Source organism: Caballeronia sordidicola (genome assembly GCF_000729995.1).
In the GTDB taxonomy this organism is placed as follows: Bacteria; Pseudomonadota; Gammaproteobacteria; order Burkholderiales; family Burkholderiaceae; genus Caballeronia; species Caballeronia sordidicola_A.
In genome coordinates, this window is the sequence record NZ_JNFG01000215.1 from 209,772 (window position 1) to 227,399 (window position 17,628).

A 17,628-nucleotide genomic window follows, 5' to 3' on the forward strand; every position below is an offset into this window, starting at 1 on the left:
ATTGTTATACGAAGGGATGAGACGTTCATGAAAGACCTCACGCGTACGTTGGCCTCGTTCGTCGCGCAGACACAGTGGGAAGACATCCCGCCAAAGGTGCGTCACGAGGCGAAGCGTGCTTTGGTAAATTACTTCGCAGTGGCGCTCGCGGGTTGCTCGGATCCTGGCATTGGTAAGGCTGTCAGCGTGTACTGCCGCTTCAGTTCGGGGCGCGAAGCGGGGCTCATCGGGCGCGGGGAGAGAACCGACATCCTGAATGCGGCAGCACTGAACGCAATGAGCGCGAACGTCTTTGATTTCGACGATACCCACTTGCCCACCATCATTCACCCTACCGCACCGGTGGCCGCGCCGTTGTTCGCGCTCGCGCAGAAGTCGCCGTTGAGCGGCAAGCAGTGGCTGCTGGCGTTTGTACTCGGCGTGGAAATCGAATGCCGGTTGGGCAATGCCATGTCGCCCGGGCATTATCAGCGAGGCTGGCATATCACTTCTACCTGCGGCGTGTTCGGCGCGGCGGCGGCTATTGCGAAGGCCCTGGATCTGGACGTTGCGCAAATCGCCTGGGCATTTGGCAATGCGTCGGCGCAATCGTCGGGGCTTGTTGAAACACTGGGCAGCATGTCGAAGAGCATCAGCGTGGGCAATGCGGCCCGTAATGGCCTGCTCTCGGCGTTGCTGGCGCAAGAAGGCTTCGCTGGACCCGAGCGACCTATCGAAGGTGAGCGTGGCTTCCTGCGCGTGATGAGCGAGGCCACCGACGCCGATGTTGAAGCCGCATTCGCTACGCTCGGAAGCGAATGGGCGTTGTTATCGAATACTTATAAGCCTTACCCGTGCGGCGTCGTGCTCAATCCTGTTATTGAGGCGTGCCTGGGGTTATCGGCGACACCGGGATTCTCTTTCGCCGATGTCGAGCGCGTCACGCTCAGAGGCCACCCATTGCTGCGCGCACGAACGGACCGGCCAAACATCACGCTTGGCCGCGAAGCACAGGTCAGCGCGCAACACAGCGTCGCGGTCGCGCTTGCCAGAGGCCGCGCAGGCCTCGCTGAATTCACCGATGAAACCGTAGCCGATCCTCTATTGCGAGCCTTCGCGAGCCGACTTGAGTTCGTCGATGACCCTGCGTATTCCGTCGAAGCTGCGCAGGTGACGCTCACGTTGCGCTCGGGTGGGACGATGTCGCGCCGTATCGATGCAGCGCGCGGCAGCCTGCAAGCGCCGCTTGCGGACACCGACCTGGAAAACAAGCTCAGGGAGCTCGCCGAATACGGCAGATCCTCTCGCAGACCAGGCCCGCTGATCGACGCGCTATGGGCACTGGAAAGCGCGCCCGATTCGTCCCTGCCCATGCATCTCGCCTGCTTGTAACTCTATAAGTGCACGCGTGCGGCGAGCACACCATTCATCACTGTCGAGGAAGCATCATGTCGGAACATACTAAGTTGGGCTTTGTGGGTGTCGGCGTCATGGGGCGTCCCATGGCACGTCGCCTGATCGAGCACGGTCATTCCCTGGTGATCTACGATCGCAACGAGCAGGCTCTGGCGGAGTTATCGGCGATCGGCGCGCAAGTGGCGAGCAGCGCGCGCGAAGTCGCCGATAGCGCCCAAGTCGTCTTCACGAGTCTTCCCACGCCTGCGATCTTCAAGGAAGTTGCGTTGGGTGCGGACGGATTGAAAGAGGGCAAGGCGATCAGGATCCTGGTGGACTTGTCCACCGTCGGCTCGCGCACGGAACAGGACGTGGCTGCGGGACTGCTTGAAAAAGGCATCGAAACCGTTGATGCCCCCATCAGCGGCGGCGCGGCCGGCGCGCAAAAAGGCACGCTCGCCGTGATGGCCGCGGGCAAGCCGGAAGCCATTGCTCAGGTACGCGAACTATTCGATGTCTTCGGAAAGGTGTTCATCGTAGGGGAAAAGGCAGGTCAGGCGCAATTGCTCAAGCTGCTGAACAACATGCTTTCGTCGACGGCGTTTGCGATTACCTCCGAAGCTTTCGTAGCCGGAGTGAAGGGAGGCCTCGACCCGGAAGTGATGATGTCCGTGTTCAACGCGGGCAGCGGCAAGAACGGCGCGACACTCGATAAATTCCCGAAGCAGGTGTTGTCGCGCACGTTTGATTTCGGCTTTCCGATCAGTAGCGTATGCAAGGACATCGGACTCGCGGTGGAAGAGTGCCAGGCGCTTGGCGTGCCAATGTGGGTAGGCAACACTGCCCGTCAGGTCTGGAACTACGCGGCGATGCAGGACGGTAAGTCTCGCGACATGACTGAACTCGTCAAGTATGTGGAGAGCTGGTCCGATGGCAAGGGTATCGCTGGTTAACAACGATGAAACAACGATGGCACGCGGAAGGCGCTGCAAGTCTTTTGGCGTGCATCGGAAGAGCCGTCTGGCCCTTCGCGACACCGGGTTGTTCCTCGGCCAAGGATGGCGGAGAAGTGGGATATGTCGGCCAACGGGCCGACCCGGTTAAAAGGATGTTCAGGTCACAGAAGTCGCATGCGGCACGATGACAGCGCCTTGTGGACCGCCACCGCCTGGCCCACCACCTGGCCCGCCATGTCCGGGACCACCCCAACCGCCACCGCCCGGCGGCGGTCCCCACCAGCATCCTCCAAGTAACGATGTTGCGGCCGCGAGAGCCGCCATAGCTGCAATCTTTTTCATACTTCTCCTTCGGTTTCGGTGAGCTGCATTCGTCCATGCACTTGTCCACGCACTTGGCATGTCGCATGAACGGCATGACTGTTCCGACGTTATCAGCTTCGACCAAAGCCACTTGCTACCGCGGGTAACCAAACCTTAACGACTGCGCTCTCTGCAAAACCGGTGCAGACCCTTGCCACAGACGTGGGGTAACGCGGTATGGACGCTCGCGCGACATATCGCGCAGCCGGCGAGCTAACCGGACGATACAAAATGCAATATGGAGTAAGCCTTTGGCGATGGTTCGTAAGCAGCTTCGCCGTCGGAGTGGTAGGGTGAATCGCACGCACCGGGGTCGACTGCGCGGTGTTTCTTAGCGGCAATACCATTTGGTGTTCAGAATAGAGGATGTAGCGGCGCGCCTGACGCCGTGCATCGAGGGAGACAGGACATGGAAGTAAACGCAGCAAAAAGCGCAGCACCAGGCGAAGCAGTCAGCGCGTTACGGGAAGCGCTCGGCGCTCAGGTCGTGGCTTTGCCCGATGAGTTTGGCGATCGCCGAGTTGAGGACTGGAGCGGACTGCCGAGCGCGGTGCCGCTCGCGCTGATCAGGCCACGTGACACCAGCGAGGTCGCAGTGGCACTCGAGATTTGCGCCCGCTACGCACAACCTGTCGTCACGCAAGGCGGCCTGACAGGGCTCGTGGGCGGCGCCAATCTGCGTGGCGACGAGGTGGCGCTGAGCCTTGATCGCATGAACCAGATTGTGGAGATCGACCCTGTGTCGGGCACCATGACGGTTCAGGCCGGCACGCCGCTGCAAGTGGTTCAGGAAGCGGCCAGCGCGGCAGGTTTCTATTTTCCGCTTGACCTGGGAGCACGCGGGAGTTGTTCCATCGGCGGCAATCTCGCCACCAACGCGGGCGGCAACCGCGTCATCAAGTACGGCATGATGCGTGATCAGGTGCTGGGCATCGAGGCCGTGCTGGCGAGCGGCGCGATCGTGGGCGGCCTCAACAAGATGATCAAGGACAACAGCGGCTACGATCTGCGCAACTTGCTGATCGGCAGCGAAGGCACGCTTGCAGTCATCACTCGCGCGGTGCTGCGTCTGCGTCCGAAGCCCACGGCAACGGCGACAGCATGGTGTGGATTGCCCAGCTTCGACGCCGTCACCACGCTGCTCCGGCGCGCTCAGGCTGGGCTGGCTCCGGGCGTATCGGCGTTCGAGGTCATGTGGGCCGGGTATTACGACACGGTGCTTGCCAACCTGGACACGCTGCGTGCTCCGCTTGACTCGCCGCATCCGTTCTATGTGTTGCTGGAGAGTGTTGGAACCGATCCCGTCCGGCATGGCGACGCGTTCGAGGAGTTTCTGGCGGCGATGCTGGAAGAGGGAGTAGTGACCGACGCCGCACTGGCTTCGAACGAAGCGCATGCGCAGGCGTTCTGGGCGATCCGTGATGCACCCGGTGAATATCAACGCTTCATCCCGAATCACGCGGCTTACGATGTCAGCTTTTCCATCGCGCAAGTGGGCCAGGCGGCGTCGCGCTGCGAGGCGCAACTGCGCGCCCGATGGCCCGATGCCACGATCATGATCTACGGCCATCTTGGCGATGGGAATATCCACATCGTGGTGGACGTGCCCGGCTTGCCAAAGCGCGATCACGACAGGATCGACCAGGTTATCTACGACGTGACGCGAGACTTTCGCGGATCCATCTCCGCTGAACATGGGATCGGTATCAAGAAGAAACACTTCCTGCACCTGACGCGTTCCGAGGCGGATGTCGCGTCGATGCGCGCGATCAAGCAAGCGCTGGACCCCGCGCGCATTCTGAATCCCGGCAAGATTTTCTAGGGCGTGGTTTTGCTTACAGTGTAAAACCGTCGAGCGGTACCGCCGGGGGGCGCTTTGCAATCAGGTCGGCGATCGAGCGGCCGCTTGCAAGCGCGAGCGTAAAACCAAGTGCGCCTTGTCCGAGGTTGAGCCAGAGGTTTTCGTAGCGCGTCGAATCGATGATCGGTGTGCTGTGCGGCGTGGCTGGCCGAAGGCCGCACCAGACCGTCGCTTCATCGAAATTGCCGGCGTCAGGAAACGCCGCTGCGGATTCTGCGCGCAGCGTGGCGACGCGAGACGGATCGACATCGGCACGTCGACCGGTGACGTCCGCCATGCCGGCAATCCTCAGCCGGTCGCCGAGCCGGGCATAGACTATCTTGCGTTCGAAGTCGGTGATGCTGATGTGCGGGGCGTTGCCGTGCGGATCGACCTGGGTGGTCAAGCTGTAGCCCTTCAGTGGATAAAGCGGAACCCGCACGCCTAGCGGCTTGAGCAGCGCCGCACTGGCGGCGCCGGCTGCCAGCACGATCTGGTCGGCATCGATGGCTTTGTCGCCGGCCAACGCCTCGACGCGGGATGGACCGCCCAGTGCGTGACGGAGGGCCGTGACGTTCGTACCGAGCCGAAATTCCACGCCGCGTGCCCGCAACAGACGAGTCAACTCGACACAAAACTGGTAGCAGTCGCCGCTATCTTCGCTTGACGTGAAGATGCCTCCTTGCAATTGCCCTGCAAGATGCGCCAGTGCGGGCTCTTTCTGCACACACTCGCTGGTATCGAGGGCTTGCTGTTCGCAGCCGAGCGAGCGTTGGTAATCGAGCAGGCGCAAAGCGGCGTCGAACGAAGCGCGCTTGCGATGCACGACCAGCTTGCCAGCATTCGAGTGACTAAATCGCAGGTCGGGTTCGCTCGCCTGCAGTTGGCGCATGAGGTCACGGCTCAGGAACGATAACGCTAACAAGCGCCGGGTGGACAACTCGCTTTTGCGCTGCGTGCACGCGCAGACAAACTGCGCGAGCCAACGCCACTGGTCCGGATCAAGGCGAGGTCGAAAGCGGATCGGCGAGTCCCCGCGCAAGAGCCAGGACGGCAGCTTTGACAGTACCCCTGGACCCGCGAGCGGGGCGACATAGCTGTAGGAAAGCTGCCCTCCGTTGGCGAAGCTGGATTCAAGCGCAACGTCCTCATTGCGTTCCACGACAGTGACGGTGTGGCCGTCCTCCCGCAGATACCAGGCGGTCGCCAGACCGGTCACTCCTGCTCCGAGTACGAGCACATGCATGGGATGGGTCGATGGTTGGTTGAGCGAGTGCTTATTGTTCTGCAGCTCGCAAACCGCGTCCAATATCGACCAGCGCCCGCGCTATAGCCGTGAGTTATAGCGGGTCTAGCCACCCGACGACCTGGGTGCGTCCGTTGGTGCGTCCTCACGCAGGAACTCGATGAGTCGCTCCGCCGATTGCGGCGGCGGCCGCGAGTGTTCAGTCACGGCGTACACCGTCAGGGTCTCGTCGATCGCTAGCGGCCGGATCTGGATGTCCGGATGATGCTGGGGATAGTTCGCCGTGAACGAGTCGACTATCGCGATACCGATGCGCTGCTGCACCAGCGACTTCCCGAGCGGATAAGTTTGCACCGACAGATTACTGACGGGAGGCTCAGTAGCGTCGCTGAGCCACGCGGAAAGGATTGACCCGAGGTAGTCGTCCGGGTCGATGGTGATCAGCGGTTGCCCCGCCAGATCGTCTGCTGTCAGCGGCTGGTCGAGCAGGGCGTCCTCCCACCAGCCAGCCGGCGCAATGGCGCAGAGCGTGCTTTCGCAGACCGGCGTGGCAACCAGGTTGGGATGGGAGACGGGCCGCATGGTCAGCCCGAGCTCGATCTCATCGAGCAGCAGCGCATGTTCGATCTCCCGGGTGTGCGCGACGCTCAGCTCGCACTTGGACTGCGGAAACGCGCGGCACCAGCGCGCCATGACCGAGGGCAACGCATGGTGGGCGAGCGCCGGTGTAGCGGCAACCCGCAACGGGCGGTCAGCGCCGTGCGCAAGGCTTGTGACAAGGCGGCGAATCCGCTTCAGTTGTTCATCGAACGGGCCGAGTTCTTCGCGCAGGCGCAGCGCCTCGGGGGTAGGCACCAGCTTGCCCTTGCTGCGCAGGAACAGCGCGAAACCGGCGGACTGCTCGGCATGCTGCAGCATCTTGCTGACCGCGGGCTGCGAGATATGCAGGAGCTTGGCCGCGCCGTTGGTCGACCCGGTCAGCATGATTGCGCTGAAGATTTCGATATGTCGCAAACGCACCTGAGTCTCCCTGGATTGACATCGCCCTGCAGCTTACGACACGCTTCGATCGTTTGGAACAAGGCTCTTGGCCTGAGCTGCCTATGATTGCCTATCAGCCACCTATAACGCAGGGTTATATTTGGGGATTTTATTTTCATTAGACGCGCTCCGCACGCGCCCTCATATTCGGTCTGCTGGCCGGTCCCGCGCCCCCGACAGCGGCGGTGTATTTCGTGCGTCGTAGAGCAAACGTGGTGTGGAGGGCTTATGGAGTCTGCGGGGTCTGCTGGGTATGTGTTTTCCCGGACGCAAAAAATGGTGTGCCTGTCGGGTCTGTTCCTCGCCTGGGCCGTCGGCTATGCGGACCGGATCCTGATGAGCACCGCGATCATTCCCATCAGCCATGAATTCGCCCTCGATACCCGGCAAGCCGGCATGTTGCTGAGCGCGTTCTACGTGAGTTATGCATTCATGCAGCTTGCAGGCGGCTGGCTGTCGGACCGCTTCGGCTCGCGGATCATCGTGGTGTTATGTATCGTCATGTGGTCGGTGTTTACCGGCGCGACCAGTCTCGCGTGGTCGTTCGCTTCACTCCTTGCCATCCGCTTCATGTTCGGCATGGGCGAGGGCAGCTTCTCACCGGCCAGTTCAGTGACGGTCGCCGAGGTGTTTCCCAAGCCTGAGCGGGCACGCGCCAAGTCGTTCCTGATCTCAACCACCTTTTTGGGCAATGCGGCCGGATCAGGCTTGATTGCGCTCACTGTCGTGCATCTGGGCTGGCGTGGGTCATTCCATATTCTTGCCGGCGCGGGCGTGTTCGTCGCGGTGATCCTGTGGCTCTCCCTGCGTGGCGGCGTCGCGCAGCAAAGGGCGCGCGTCGCGAACCGGCCGCGGCATTTGTGGCGCTCGCTGCTACGTATCCGGATGGCATGGAAGCTGACCGCCATCTGGTTCTTCACGAGCATGTTGTATGTCGGCGTACAGTCGTGGATGCCGTCGTATTTAATGAAGACCTACGGTATCGATCTGCTTCACATCAGTCTCGCGGTAACCGTGCCGAACCTGATCGCGTTCGCGGGTACGAATGTGGTTGGCGCGTTGCTGGACAAATACGGCAAAAGCAAGGAACGCATGTTCCTCATGATGGGCGCACTGATGAGTGCAGTGTTTCTTGCATTGATGATTACGACCACCATGATCTCGCTACTGTTGATCTACTGGACGTTCTTTTCGCTGTCGTTCAACTTCGTCTATGCAACGGTTTTCTCGGCGCCACTCCGGCATTTCCCCGAGCATCTGGTCGGCAGCGCCACGGGCTTGATGAACTTCGGCGGACAGATTGCAGGATCGATTGCTCCTGTAGCCATGGGCACGCTGATCGCCGCATTCAACGGCTCGTTTTTTGCTGCGTTCTGGCTGCTGCTGATTGCCGCGATTCTGGCGGTGCTGGTGGCATCGACGTGGAGCCCGGCAAACGAGCCACCTCTGCCGAGCCTGCAAACCTGACTATCAAAGGAGAACTGATGCGTGTGTTTACCGGTAGCCTCGCGACGGAAACGAACACCTTCGCGCCCATCCCGACAGGCCTCGGCGCGTTCCATGATCGAGGCTATTTCCGGGCCGGGCAACATCCCGACGAAATGACTTTCTTCGGCGGTCCCTTATGGGCGGCGCGTCAACGGTCCGCAACGTATGGTTGGACAGTAATCGAAGGGCTTGTTGCATCGGCGAATCCCGGCGGCGTGGTCACGCGCCTGGCGTATGAGACCTTGCGTGACGAGCTGTTGGAGGATCTGCGCACGGCCATGCCAGTAGATATCGTGTTGCTCGGCTTGCACGGCGCAATGGTGGCCGATGGCTATGACGATTGCGAAGGCGATCTGTTGCGCGAGGTCCGTCAGATAGTCGGCCCTGACGCCGTGATCGGTGCGGAGCTGGACCCGCATGCGCACCTGAGCGAAGCGATGGTCAGCCATGCCAACGTGCTCATCATGTTCAAGGAGTACCCGCATACGGACGTGCTGGAGCGGGCGCTGGAACTGGCCGATCTCTGTCAGCGCGTGGCGGTGGGGGAAATCGATCCGGTCGCGGCGGTGGTGGATTGCGGCATGGTCGTGCCGATTCATACCACGCGCGAACCCGGCCGTTCGCTGACGGATCGCGCCCAGGCGCTGGAGGGGCACGACGGCGTGTTATCGATCTCGATCGTGCAGGGCTTCGCGACGGGCGACGTCAAGGACATGGGCACCAAGGTCCTGGTCTATGCGGACGGTGACGCGCCGATGGCCCAAGCCATTGCAAGGCGGTTCGCCGATGAGGTCATCACCCTGCGCGACGCGTTGCTCGTGCGTTACCTCGATATCGACGCGGCGCTCGACCGCGCGCTGGCATCGGCCGGCGCGCCGGTGGTGCTGGCGGACCGCTCGGACAATCCGGGCAGCGGCGCAGCGGGCGACTCGACGTTCATCCTGCAGCGCATGCTCGCGCGCGGCATTGGCGATGCGGCGCTCGGGCCGTTATGGGATCCGGTGGCGGTCAGCATTGCTTTCGATGCCGGCGCAGGCGCCACGCTGGATCTGCGGATTGGCGGCAAGATCGGGCCGCAGTCGGGTACGCCAGTCGATGGACGATGCCTGGTGCGCGCCGTGTTCCCTGAGATGACAATGACCGGTCAGGCCGGCACGCCATCTCCGCTCGGCGACTGTGCGCTGGTCGAATTTCAGGGCATTGAGATCGTGCTATCCACCCGCCGCGCGCAGGCGCTCAACATCGACCTGTTCACGCAGCTTGGGTGCGACCCGGCAAGCAAGAAGATTGTGGTGGTGAAGTCGGCGCAGCATTTTCACGCGTCGTTTTCCACGATTGCTCACGAGATCATCTACGTTGGCGCACCCGGTTCAGCCAGTCCTGACTGGTCAGCGTTACCGTATAAAAAAATCAAGCTGCCCAAATGGCCCATTCACAACCGGCCGCACGCCAAACAATGACGCAATGGAGCCACTTTCATGACTGATCAGGAATCCGATATATTTGACATCATCATTCGTGACGGCACGGTAATCGACGGCACGCGTCGGCCGCGCTTTGATGCCGACGTGGGTATTCGCGACGGCCGCATCGCAAAGATCGGCGACCTGCGTGCATGTACAGCGGCGAAGATCATCGATGCGGCGGCCAAGATTGTCGCGCCGGGCTTTATCGATTCGCATACTCACGACGATGCCGCCGTTCTCTTCGATCCGGGAATGACCTGCAAGATCTCGCAGGGCGTCACCACGGTCGTGACCGGCAACTGTGGTATCAGCCTGGCGCCCTTGAGTCCCGATGCACCGCGCCCGATGCCATTGAGCTTGTTGACCGGTGACGAACACGCTCCACGCGCCAGCTTTTCGCGTTTCGCCGACTATCTCGACGCGGTTCGCCGTTCTCCATCGTCCGTCAACGTAGCCGCAATGGTGGGTCACACCAGCCTGCGCGTGATGACAATGGATTCGCTCGACCGGGCAGCCAATGACGGCGAGATCGAAGCGATGCAGGGCTTGCTGAGCGAAGCACTGGAAGCCGGCGCAATCGGTATCTCGACGGGTACATACTATCCGCCTGCCTCCGCCGCGCCAATGGAGGAAGTGATCAGCGTGTGCCGCCCGTTAACCGGCACTGGCGCGGTCTATGTGACGCACATGCGTAACGAAGCCGACGGCTGTATCGACTCCCTCAACGAGACGTTCGAGATCGGCCGCGCGCTTAACGTGCCGGTCGTGATTTCACATCACAAGCTGCAGCGCGAGGCGAACTTCGGCAAGTCGACGCTCACGTTGCCGCTGATCCGTGCGGCCATGCAGTGCCAGTGCGTCGCGCTTGATTGCTATCCCTACGACGCGAGCTCGACCATGCTTCACACCGACGAAACGAAACTTCAGGGCCGGGTGCGCATTGCGACGAGTGAAGCGCACCCCGAACTGGCGGGACGTGATCTGGGGGAGATTGCAGAAGAGTGGGGCGTCAGCCGCTCCGAGGCGTCCAGACGCTTGCAACCCGCAAGCGCGATCTACTTCAGCATGGACGAGAACGACGTGCGGCGCATCCTGTCATTCGAAGAAACGATGATCGGATCGGACGGGCTGGCGTTAGGTGAGAAGCCGCATCCGCGCTTGTGGGGTACGTTTCCCCGTGTGCTCGGACACTACAGTCGAGATGTCGGTCTGTTTCCGCTGGAAACCGCGGTGTGGAAGATGAGCGGCCTGACAGCGAAGAACTTTGGCTTGTCCGGACGTGGCACGCTTGAGGTGGGTAATCACGCCGATGTCGTCATATTCGACGCCGCTACGATCAAGGACCGGGCGACCTACGATACGCCGACCGAAGCCGCCGACGGCGTGGAGGCTGTCGTGGTGAACGGGGAGTTGACGTGGTGGCGAGGCGCGCACTGCGGCGCGCGCGCGGGGAAAGTGATTGTCCGATCGCGGCTGAGCTAAGGAATAAAAGCGCCGCGCGCCCGCGGTCACTTAGCGATCCGCGGCTTCGATCGTGTTCAACCAGAGGGCGAAGCACTTTAACTTAAAGTGCTTCGCCACGCCCTGCGCAATGACCCATCCATCTGACGTCAAACGGACGATCCAAGACTCACTGCGATTTCAGTGCTCGCTGCTTGCGGAATTCGTTGACCGGTAGTCCGCCCCAGCCCCAGTTCTCTGTATCCACCTCTTCGATCACAACAAAGGTTGCTTCAAGGGGCTTGTTCAGTACGTCGAGCAACACCTGGCTGACTCCCTTGATAAGCTGAGCCTTCTCATCCGCTGTGACCGAGTCACGTCCAGGCGTGGACCCTTCGCGGGTAACTTGAATGGTGACAATAGGCATGGCGTTTTCTCCCCTGGTGATTCACTAAAAAGGCGCCCGCTGCCGGGCGCCCGGAAATGCTTAGTGACCAGCGATCTGTCCGCCGTCCACATGCAGGATCTCGCCTGTCACGAAAGGCGCCGAGTCCAGATACAGGATGGCATTCACGATATCGCTCATCTCGCCCATATGACCCATGGGATGCAGTGCGCCGAGCGCCGCATGCGTTTCAGGTGCGTGCATCGGCGACTTGATGATGCCCGGCGCGACGGCGTTGGCGCGAATACCGCTCTTGGCGTACTCGATCGCGAGCGACCTCGTGGCCGCATTCAGGCCGCCCTTCGTCAGCGATGCCAGTACCGACGGCACACCGCTGATGGCCGAGTCGGCCAGGGTGGTCGAGATGCTGACCACGTGGCCACTGGAGTTCTTCTCCATTTCGGCAATCGCAAGCTGCGTGATATGGAAGAACCCCGCCAGGTTCACGCTTGTAATCGCGGCGTAGTCTTCCTCGGTGTACTGGGTAAAAGGTTTAGCGATAAAAATGCCGGCGTTGTTGACCAGCGTATCGATGCGGCCGAAGCGCGCCACGCCTTCGCTAATCACACGACGGGCCGTATCACGGTCACCGATATCACCCGCCACCGTCAGAACGTTGGCGTCATCCGACGGCTTGATGCTTCGTGCTGTTGCGACAACGCGGTAGTCCCGTTCCCGGAAAGCCTTGACCAGTTCTGCGCCGATTCCTTGCGACGCGCCAGTGATGACTACAACCTTTTGTGACGTGCTCATGGTAAGCCTCTGAATAAGTAGATTAAGCTCTCTTGACCGTCCGGATCGACGGCATCTGGAAGTGCTGAACGCAGTCTAGGCGCGTGGCCGTCGAGTTCGAATACCCGCCATGGACAAACAGTCTTGCGCGGCAAGAACAAATCGGGCGCGTGGCCGGCAACATGGAATGGCGCGTCGGGACCGTGATGTACGATGGAGCGTAAGGGGACGCTTAAAACCGGCGAACCGGTTCGTGGTTGGGAGGTCATGTGTTTATGCCGGTCCGCCTCGCCGGCGGTGGCCCTGTTCGAAACGCGATCAAAGTCGCGTCGAAACGAGCACGAATTTTTATGACATCGAGAGACTATGCAGCGTCAATTTGAAGGCGTTCTGTTGGGCAGCATCGAACTGTTCTGTCTGGCTGCCGAGCTGGAAAGTTTCACGGCCGCTGCCGCGGCGGCGAGCGTGAATCCTGCTGCGGTGAGCCGTACGGTAGCGGGTCTTGAGAAACGCCTCGGCGTACAACTGTTCGTCCGGACAACGCGACAAATCCGGCTGACCGACCCGGGAAAGCGCTACTTCGAGCAGTGTCGGGAGGCACTGAACCACCTGGCGGATGCGGAGCGGGAAGCGACCGGGCAACAGACAACGCCGGCCGGCGTCCTGCGAATCAGCATGCCGACGCCGTATGCCCACTATCGCGTGCTTCCCCTGCTGGCAGAATTCCGCAAGCGTTATCCCGGCGTCACTGTCGAAACGCACCTCAGTAACCGCAACATAGATTTCGCGGACGAAGGCTTTGACCTGGCGATCCGGGGACGTGCGCCTCGCGATTCAGGCCTGATCGCGCGCAAGCTCGAGGACTCGGAACTGGTGGTCGTGGCCTCACCGGTCTATTTGCGGAGAGCCAACAAACTGAAAACCCTGGACGATCTGGCTAACCACGAGTGCATCCAGTTTGAGTTGCCAAGCAGCGGCCGCAACATACCGTGGCAGTTCAATCAAGACGGCAACAGCGTGGAAATCTCAACGCTCGGAGGGGTAGGGTCGTCAGGCGATGTGCTTGCCGGCGTGACCTTGGCGCGTCATGGCGCGGGGTTATTCCAGACGTATCGGTTCGTTGTCGAGAAAGACATCGCGGACGGCACACTCACTGAACTACTTCCCCAATATGGCGGTTGCTCGCGACCGTTCATCCTGCTTTATCCGCATGGCCGGCATCTGGCTTCGCGGGTGCGCGGCTTTGTGGACTTCCTGATGGAAAAACTAGGCGAGTAGATGACCGGCCGGTAAACAATTCGTTAATTCGCTGGTTCGTTCAGCGACCTGATGCGGTCGCATCTGACCTGTTCCGATGAGCTGCGTGGTTAGCACGGGCACCAGGGTCAAAGATCGCCTGTCAGGTATTGTGCGACTCCGTTTCCGAAACTCCAGTCATCGTCGGAGTTTGAGGTGAAGGAGACGATCACATCGCTCGGCTCAACGTTACATGCCTCTTGGAGCTCTCGGCAGAGCTCTGCATAAAATACCTGTTTCGATGCCTGCGACCGTGCACGGCTAACCACCGATACGACCACTACATTCCTGGTTCTCTCGATCCCCAGGCCGGTATCCTGCGCGATAACGCGCGAAGGCTTATGTTCTGTGACTATCTGGTAGCGATCTCTTTCTGGAACCGCGAAGGCGATCAGAACGGCCCGATGCGCGGCATCAAGCAAGGCCGTAATCTCGGCGTCTGTTCTTCCTTCAATAATGTCGAAGCGGATTAATGGCATGAGCTTGCTCTGGTAGTTGGGAGCGAAAATTCGCTGATCAATGCGGCTTGCGGATGAACCTAGTCTAGGACAGCTGGTCGATTCGAGAAATCGTCCTGGTGAAAAATCATTGTTTTCTACAGCGAACAATCCCGCGCCAGGCGCTTTCCCTCCCGGCTAGCTTGAAAGCGGAGGAAGGTATCTGCTGGACAGATAACCCTATCCCAACCATTCGCTTGATATCCATTGTGATTGGTGAGAATTTGCATCCAGTCCTGCGTATCGACGCATCGATGCCGCTCCACGAGCTCCGCAACTTTTCCTGAGGCCTTTATGAGTACACCCACAACCGTTCAACGCATCGGAAAGTTCGCTTACGACGCGCGTGTGAGCCACCTCACGCCGGCGGCTCGGAGTGTGTTCAAGCGAAATATCCTTGATAGCCTGGGTTGCGCAATTGCAGCGTTGCCCGGGACGCAATTCAAGGCGCTTCGAGAGCAGTTCGACGAGTACGGTCGCTCAGGATCGTGCTCATTGATCGGAGGCGGCACGACCTCGCCAGACCAGGCCGCGCTGTACAACTCGGGTCTTGTCCGTTACGTGGATCTCCTCGACAGTTATATGTCTCCAGGAGGCCTCTGTCATCCTAGTGACAACTTCGGCACCATTCTCGCTGCGGCTGATCACGCGAGCGCTAGTGGCGAGGACTTCATGCTCGCCCTCGCGGTGGCCTATGAGATTGGATGCCGCATCACCGCGATTGTCCCGGTGATGGCGAAAGGGTTCAATCATGCGATTCAACTGGCCATCTCAGCTGCCGCAGGGTCGGGCAAACTGCTCGGTCTCGATGCAGATCAAATCGCCCATGCAATCGCAATCGCGACAGTCGATAACGTGTCGTTGACGTGTGTCCACTCCGAGCCGGTCTCGCAGTGGAAGGGTTTTTCGCCGGCCATTACGGGCATGCGAGCTGTCTATTCCGCGTCCCTTGCCAAACGTGGTTTCACGGGCCCCCTTCGCCTCTTCGAAGGACCTAACGGGCTGGTGCGGATGTTTGATCAGCCTATCGACGTGGACTGGGATGACCACCGGCTGGAGATCATCCACCAGACGATCATGAAGAAGTACTGCTCGCTTATTCATGGTCAGCCCGTCCTCGAGGCAACGCTCGATCTCAAGCGCACGCACGACGTGAAGAGCGATGAGGTCGACGAAGTCCTGTGTGACATCTTCCAGAGCGGCTTCGATATCGCGGGGGGCGGAAGCTTCGGCCCAAAGGATGATCCGCAGACCAAGGAGCAGGCCGACTACAACCTCAAGTATCTGATTGCAGTGGCCTTGCTTGATGATCAGGTGGGTCCTGCTCAACTTGAACCGGCGCGCGTCCAGGCGGCCGACGCGCACGCGCTGCTCGCGAAAGTGACGGTGCGGCCGGACGCGGGATTCACGGCGCAGTATCCGCAGGCATTGAACGTCAGGGTGACGATCAAATGCAACGACGGCCGCGTTTTCTCCAGGGAGCACGTCGGCTTCGAAGGTGGCCTTGATAAGCCCTTCACGTGGGAACGGACGGTCGAAAAATTCCACTGGTTGAGCGAGCAATACGCGGACGAGGCGCTTCGAGGCCAGATCATTCACCTGGTCTCAACGATCGATGAACACCCGGTCAAGGAGTTGATGCAACTCATGGCGAGGGTCAGTCCAGAACCACGGTTCCCGGTGAAACATCCGGGAATTCAATGAGCATAGCAATCCTTAGGAGATTTGAATGGCCCTTATTTCTTGCGACATGCGGTACGGACGAACGGACGAACAGAAGCGGCAACTTGCTGCCGGCCTGCTGCGCGTGGTCAGCGCCGCAACGGGTGAGACCCGCGACGACATCTTTTTTGTGATCCGCGAAGGACGGGGAATCAATTTCGTCGAACACGGCGAGCACCTTCCGGAATATGTGGAAGGCGCTGCAAACGACAAAGAACTTGTCGACCGCCTCAAATAGAGAACTCTGGAGGAATACCGTGCCTTTCATCGAATGCCATATCAAGAAGGGCCTGACGCAGGCTCAGCGCGAACAACTGATCAGGGACATCATCCAGGTCACACACGACTCGATCGGGTCCGATCCGAAAATCATCAACGTCATCCTGCACGAACACCCGGCGGGAAATATAAGCATTTCCAGCAGGATCAATGGAGAGGACTTTAAGCAGACGAAGACGGTCCAGCCTGGAATAGCTGACTAGAAGAAAATCAGATTCATATAAGTGGTTAAACAAATGCGGCGAGCAACCGAGTTGAGGTGATATTCACGGTGAACTCAAGAGCGAATTGCGTTCGCTGTGCAAAGGCGAAAGGGGCGGATTCAACTGGTCGATGCAACACCTCTGTTCCAATACGGAAATCGGAGGATGAGGCTATGAAACGACAAGCAAAACCGTGGTTGACGTCGACCCAGAAGGGGGAGATTTGGAAGCGCTGGCGCGCAGCGGAGTCTGTCAGCGAGATTAGTCGGGCGCTGGAGCGTGAAGTGGGCTCGGTGCATCGGATGCTTGCTAAGCGCGGTGGGATCGCACCGCCGCCAAGAAAGCGCTCGCCACGTGCACTGACGCCCGAGGAGCGCGAAGCGATCTCTCGAGGGCTGAGCGCAAACTGGTCTTCAAACCGCATTGCAGCGAGCCTGAACCGAGCGCCATCGACGATCAGCCGGGAGATCGAACGCAACGGCGGCCCGATAAAGTACCGCGCCCAACAGGCCGACGCCAATGCCTGGAAGAGCGCGCTACGGCCCAAAGCGTGTGCCCTTTCAAACCGGGCGCGACTACGCATGCTCGTGGCGAGTAAGCTCAAACAACAATGGGCACCTGCGCAGATATCGGGCTGGCTCAAACGGCAGTTTCCAGTCAATAAGCTCATGCATCTATCACACGAAACGATCTACCGAAGCCTGTATGTACAAGCCCGGGGCGTCCTTAAAAAAGAGCTGATGGAGCATTTGCGCACCCATCGCGTGATGCGACGCGCTAAAAAAGCCACGGGCAGCGGACAAAACCGAGGGGCGATCATCGATGCTGTATCAATCAGCGAACGTCCCGCCGAAGTGGAAGACCGAGCGGTTCCCGGGCACTGGGAAGGTGACTTGATATCGGGCTCGAACAACTCGCATATTGCGACCCTGGTTGAACGCCAATCGCGCTTTGTGATGCTGGTGAAAGTCCAAGGCAAAGACACTACAAGCGTCGTGTCGGCACTGATCAAGCAGGTGAAGAAGCTGCCTAAGGAGTTGCGCCAAACGCTCACGTGGGACCGTGGCCGCGAACTGGCAAGCCACAAGACGTTCACGCTTGCCACAGAGGTCGACGTGTATTTCTGCGATCCACGAAGTCCTTGGCAACGCGGTAGCAACGAGAATACGAACGGCCTGCTACGTCAGTACTTCCCTAAAGGCACACGCCTGGATGGTTATTCACAAGCCGAGTTGAACAA

The 17,628-nt window shown here is 60.1% G+C and carries 17 protein-coding genes; 11 read left to right on the top strand and 6 right to left on the bottom strand.

Going from position 1 to position 17,628, the window contains the following annotated elements; genetic code table 11:
- Positions 1-27 precede the first annotated feature (27 nt).
- Together FH08_RS0147660 and FH08_RS0147665 are read left to right on the top strand one after the other, a co-directional pair.
- Positions 28-1,371, top strand: a complete 1,344-nt coding sequence (locus FH08_RS0147660) for an MmgE/PrpD family protein (RefSeq protein WP_051889082.1) — start codon at positions 28-30, stop codon at positions 1,369-1,371.
- Between the two features lie 56 nt (positions 1,372-1,427).
- Positions 1,428-2,327, top strand: coding sequence for an NAD(P)-dependent oxidoreductase (locus FH08_RS0147665; RefSeq protein ID WP_031365137.1), 900 nt, complete (start codon positions 1,428-1,430; stop codon positions 2,325-2,327).
- 159 nt (positions 2,328-2,486) lie between these two features.
- On the opposite strand, the gene FH08_RS51200 is transcribed toward FH08_RS0147665, so the two are convergent.
- Positions 2,487-2,672: a hypothetical protein gene (locus FH08_RS51200; protein WP_075583479.1), complete on the bottom strand. Its 186-nt coding sequence runs from the start codon at positions 2,670-2,672 to the stop codon at positions 2,487-2,489.
- A gap of 430 nt (positions 2,673-3,102) precedes the next feature.
- Between FH08_RS51200 and FH08_RS0147675 the strand changes: the two genes are divergently transcribed.
- Complete coding sequence (locus FH08_RS0147675) at positions 3,103-4,515, top strand: FAD-binding oxidoreductase (RefSeq protein ID WP_035569085.1); 1,413 nt, start codon at positions 3,103-3,105, stop codon at positions 4,513-4,515.
- Positions 4,516-4,528: 13 nt separating this feature from the next.
- Here the strand turns inward: FH08_RS0147675 and FH08_RS0147680 are convergent, their stop codons facing one another.
- Together FH08_RS0147680 and FH08_RS0147685 are read right to left on the bottom strand one after the other, a co-directional pair.
- Positions 4,529-5,779 carry a D-amino acid dehydrogenase gene (locus FH08_RS0147680; protein ID WP_031365139.1) on the bottom strand — a complete coding sequence of 417 codons (1,251 nt, stop codon included), beginning with the start codon at positions 5,777-5,779 and terminating at the stop codon, positions 4,529-4,531.
- 105 nt (positions 5,780-5,884) lie between these two features.
- A complete protein-coding gene (locus FH08_RS0147685) occupies positions 5,885-6,799 on the bottom strand; it encodes a LysR family transcriptional regulator (RefSeq protein ID WP_051889083.1) in 915 nt (304 codons plus the stop codon).
- A gap of 249 nt (positions 6,800-7,048) precedes the next feature.
- On the opposite strand from FH08_RS0147685, the gene FH08_RS0147690 reads away from it, so the two are divergent.
- Genes FH08_RS0147690 through FH08_RS0147700 form a run of 3 tightly spaced genes read left to right on the top strand, consistent with a single transcriptional unit; the run spans position 7,049 to position 11,256 of the window.
- On the top strand, positions 7,049-8,287 hold the full coding sequence (locus FH08_RS0147690) for an MFS transporter (protein WP_035569088.1): 1,239 nt from the start codon (positions 7,049-7,051) through the stop codon (positions 8,285-8,287).
- A gap of 17 nt (positions 8,288-8,304) precedes the next feature.
- Positions 8,305-9,768 carry a M81 family metallopeptidase gene (locus FH08_RS0147695; protein WP_031365142.1) on the top strand — a complete coding sequence of 488 codons (1,464 nt, stop codon included), beginning with the start codon at positions 8,305-8,307 and terminating at the stop codon, positions 9,766-9,768.
- A gap of 18 nt (positions 9,769-9,786) precedes the next feature.
- Complete coding sequence (locus FH08_RS0147700; RefSeq protein ID WP_031365143.1) at positions 9,787-11,256, top strand: N-acyl-D-amino-acid deacylase family protein; 1,470 nt, start codon at positions 9,787-9,789, stop codon at positions 11,254-11,256.
- A gap of 148 nt (positions 11,257-11,404) precedes the next feature.
- Here the strand turns inward: FH08_RS0147700 and FH08_RS0147705 are convergent, their stop codons facing one another.
- Both FH08_RS0147705 and FH08_RS0147710 read right to left on the bottom strand, forming a co-directional pair.
- Complete coding sequence (locus FH08_RS0147705; protein WP_031365144.1) at positions 11,405-11,641, bottom strand: tautomerase family protein; 237 nt, start codon at positions 11,639-11,641, stop codon at positions 11,405-11,407.
- A 60-nt stretch (positions 11,642-11,701) separates the two neighbouring features.
- Entirely contained in the window at positions 11,702-12,412 is a 711-nt protein-coding gene (locus FH08_RS0147710; RefSeq protein WP_031365145.1) for an SDR family NAD(P)-dependent oxidoreductase, read from the bottom strand.
- A gap of 345 nt (positions 12,413-12,757) precedes the next feature.
- On the opposite strand from FH08_RS0147710, the gene FH08_RS0147720 reads away from it, so the two are divergent.
- The gene (locus FH08_RS0147720; RefSeq protein WP_031365146.1) at positions 12,758-13,669 is read left to right on the top strand and encodes a LysR family transcriptional regulator; all 912 of its coding nucleotides are present in this window, start codon (positions 12,758-12,760) and stop codon (positions 13,667-13,669) included.
- Between the two features lie 107 nt (positions 13,670-13,776).
- Here the strand turns inward: FH08_RS0147720 and FH08_RS0147725 are convergent, their stop codons facing one another.
- A complete protein-coding gene (locus tag FH08_RS0147725) occupies positions 13,777-14,295 on the bottom strand; it encodes a tautomerase family protein (RefSeq protein ID WP_235210740.1) in 519 nt (172 codons plus the stop codon).
- Positions 14,296-14,478: 183 nt separating this feature from the next.
- Here FH08_RS0147725 and FH08_RS0147730 point away from each other — a divergent pair, with 183 nt between their 5' ends.
- The 4 genes from FH08_RS0147730 to FH08_RS0147745 form a co-directional block, all read left to right on the top strand.
- Positions 14,479-15,888, top strand: a complete 1,410-nt coding sequence (locus tag FH08_RS0147730) for an MmgE/PrpD family protein (protein ID WP_031365148.1) — start codon at positions 14,479-14,481, stop codon at positions 15,886-15,888.
- Positions 15,889-15,913: 25 nt separating this feature from the next.
- Positions 15,914-16,144, top strand: coding sequence for a tautomerase family protein (locus tag FH08_RS0147735; protein WP_031365149.1), 231 nt, complete (start codon positions 15,914-15,916; stop codon positions 16,142-16,144).
- A gap of 19 nt (positions 16,145-16,163) precedes the next feature.
- On the top strand, positions 16,164-16,388 hold the full coding sequence (locus FH08_RS0147740; RefSeq protein WP_031365150.1) for a tautomerase family protein: 225 nt from the start codon (positions 16,164-16,166) through the stop codon (positions 16,386-16,388).
- A 173-nt stretch (positions 16,389-16,561) separates the two neighbouring features.
- Positions 16,562-17,628 (top strand): IS30 family transposase (locus FH08_RS0147745; protein WP_031365151.1); only part of this gene is annotated, 1,067 nt, incomplete at its 3' end.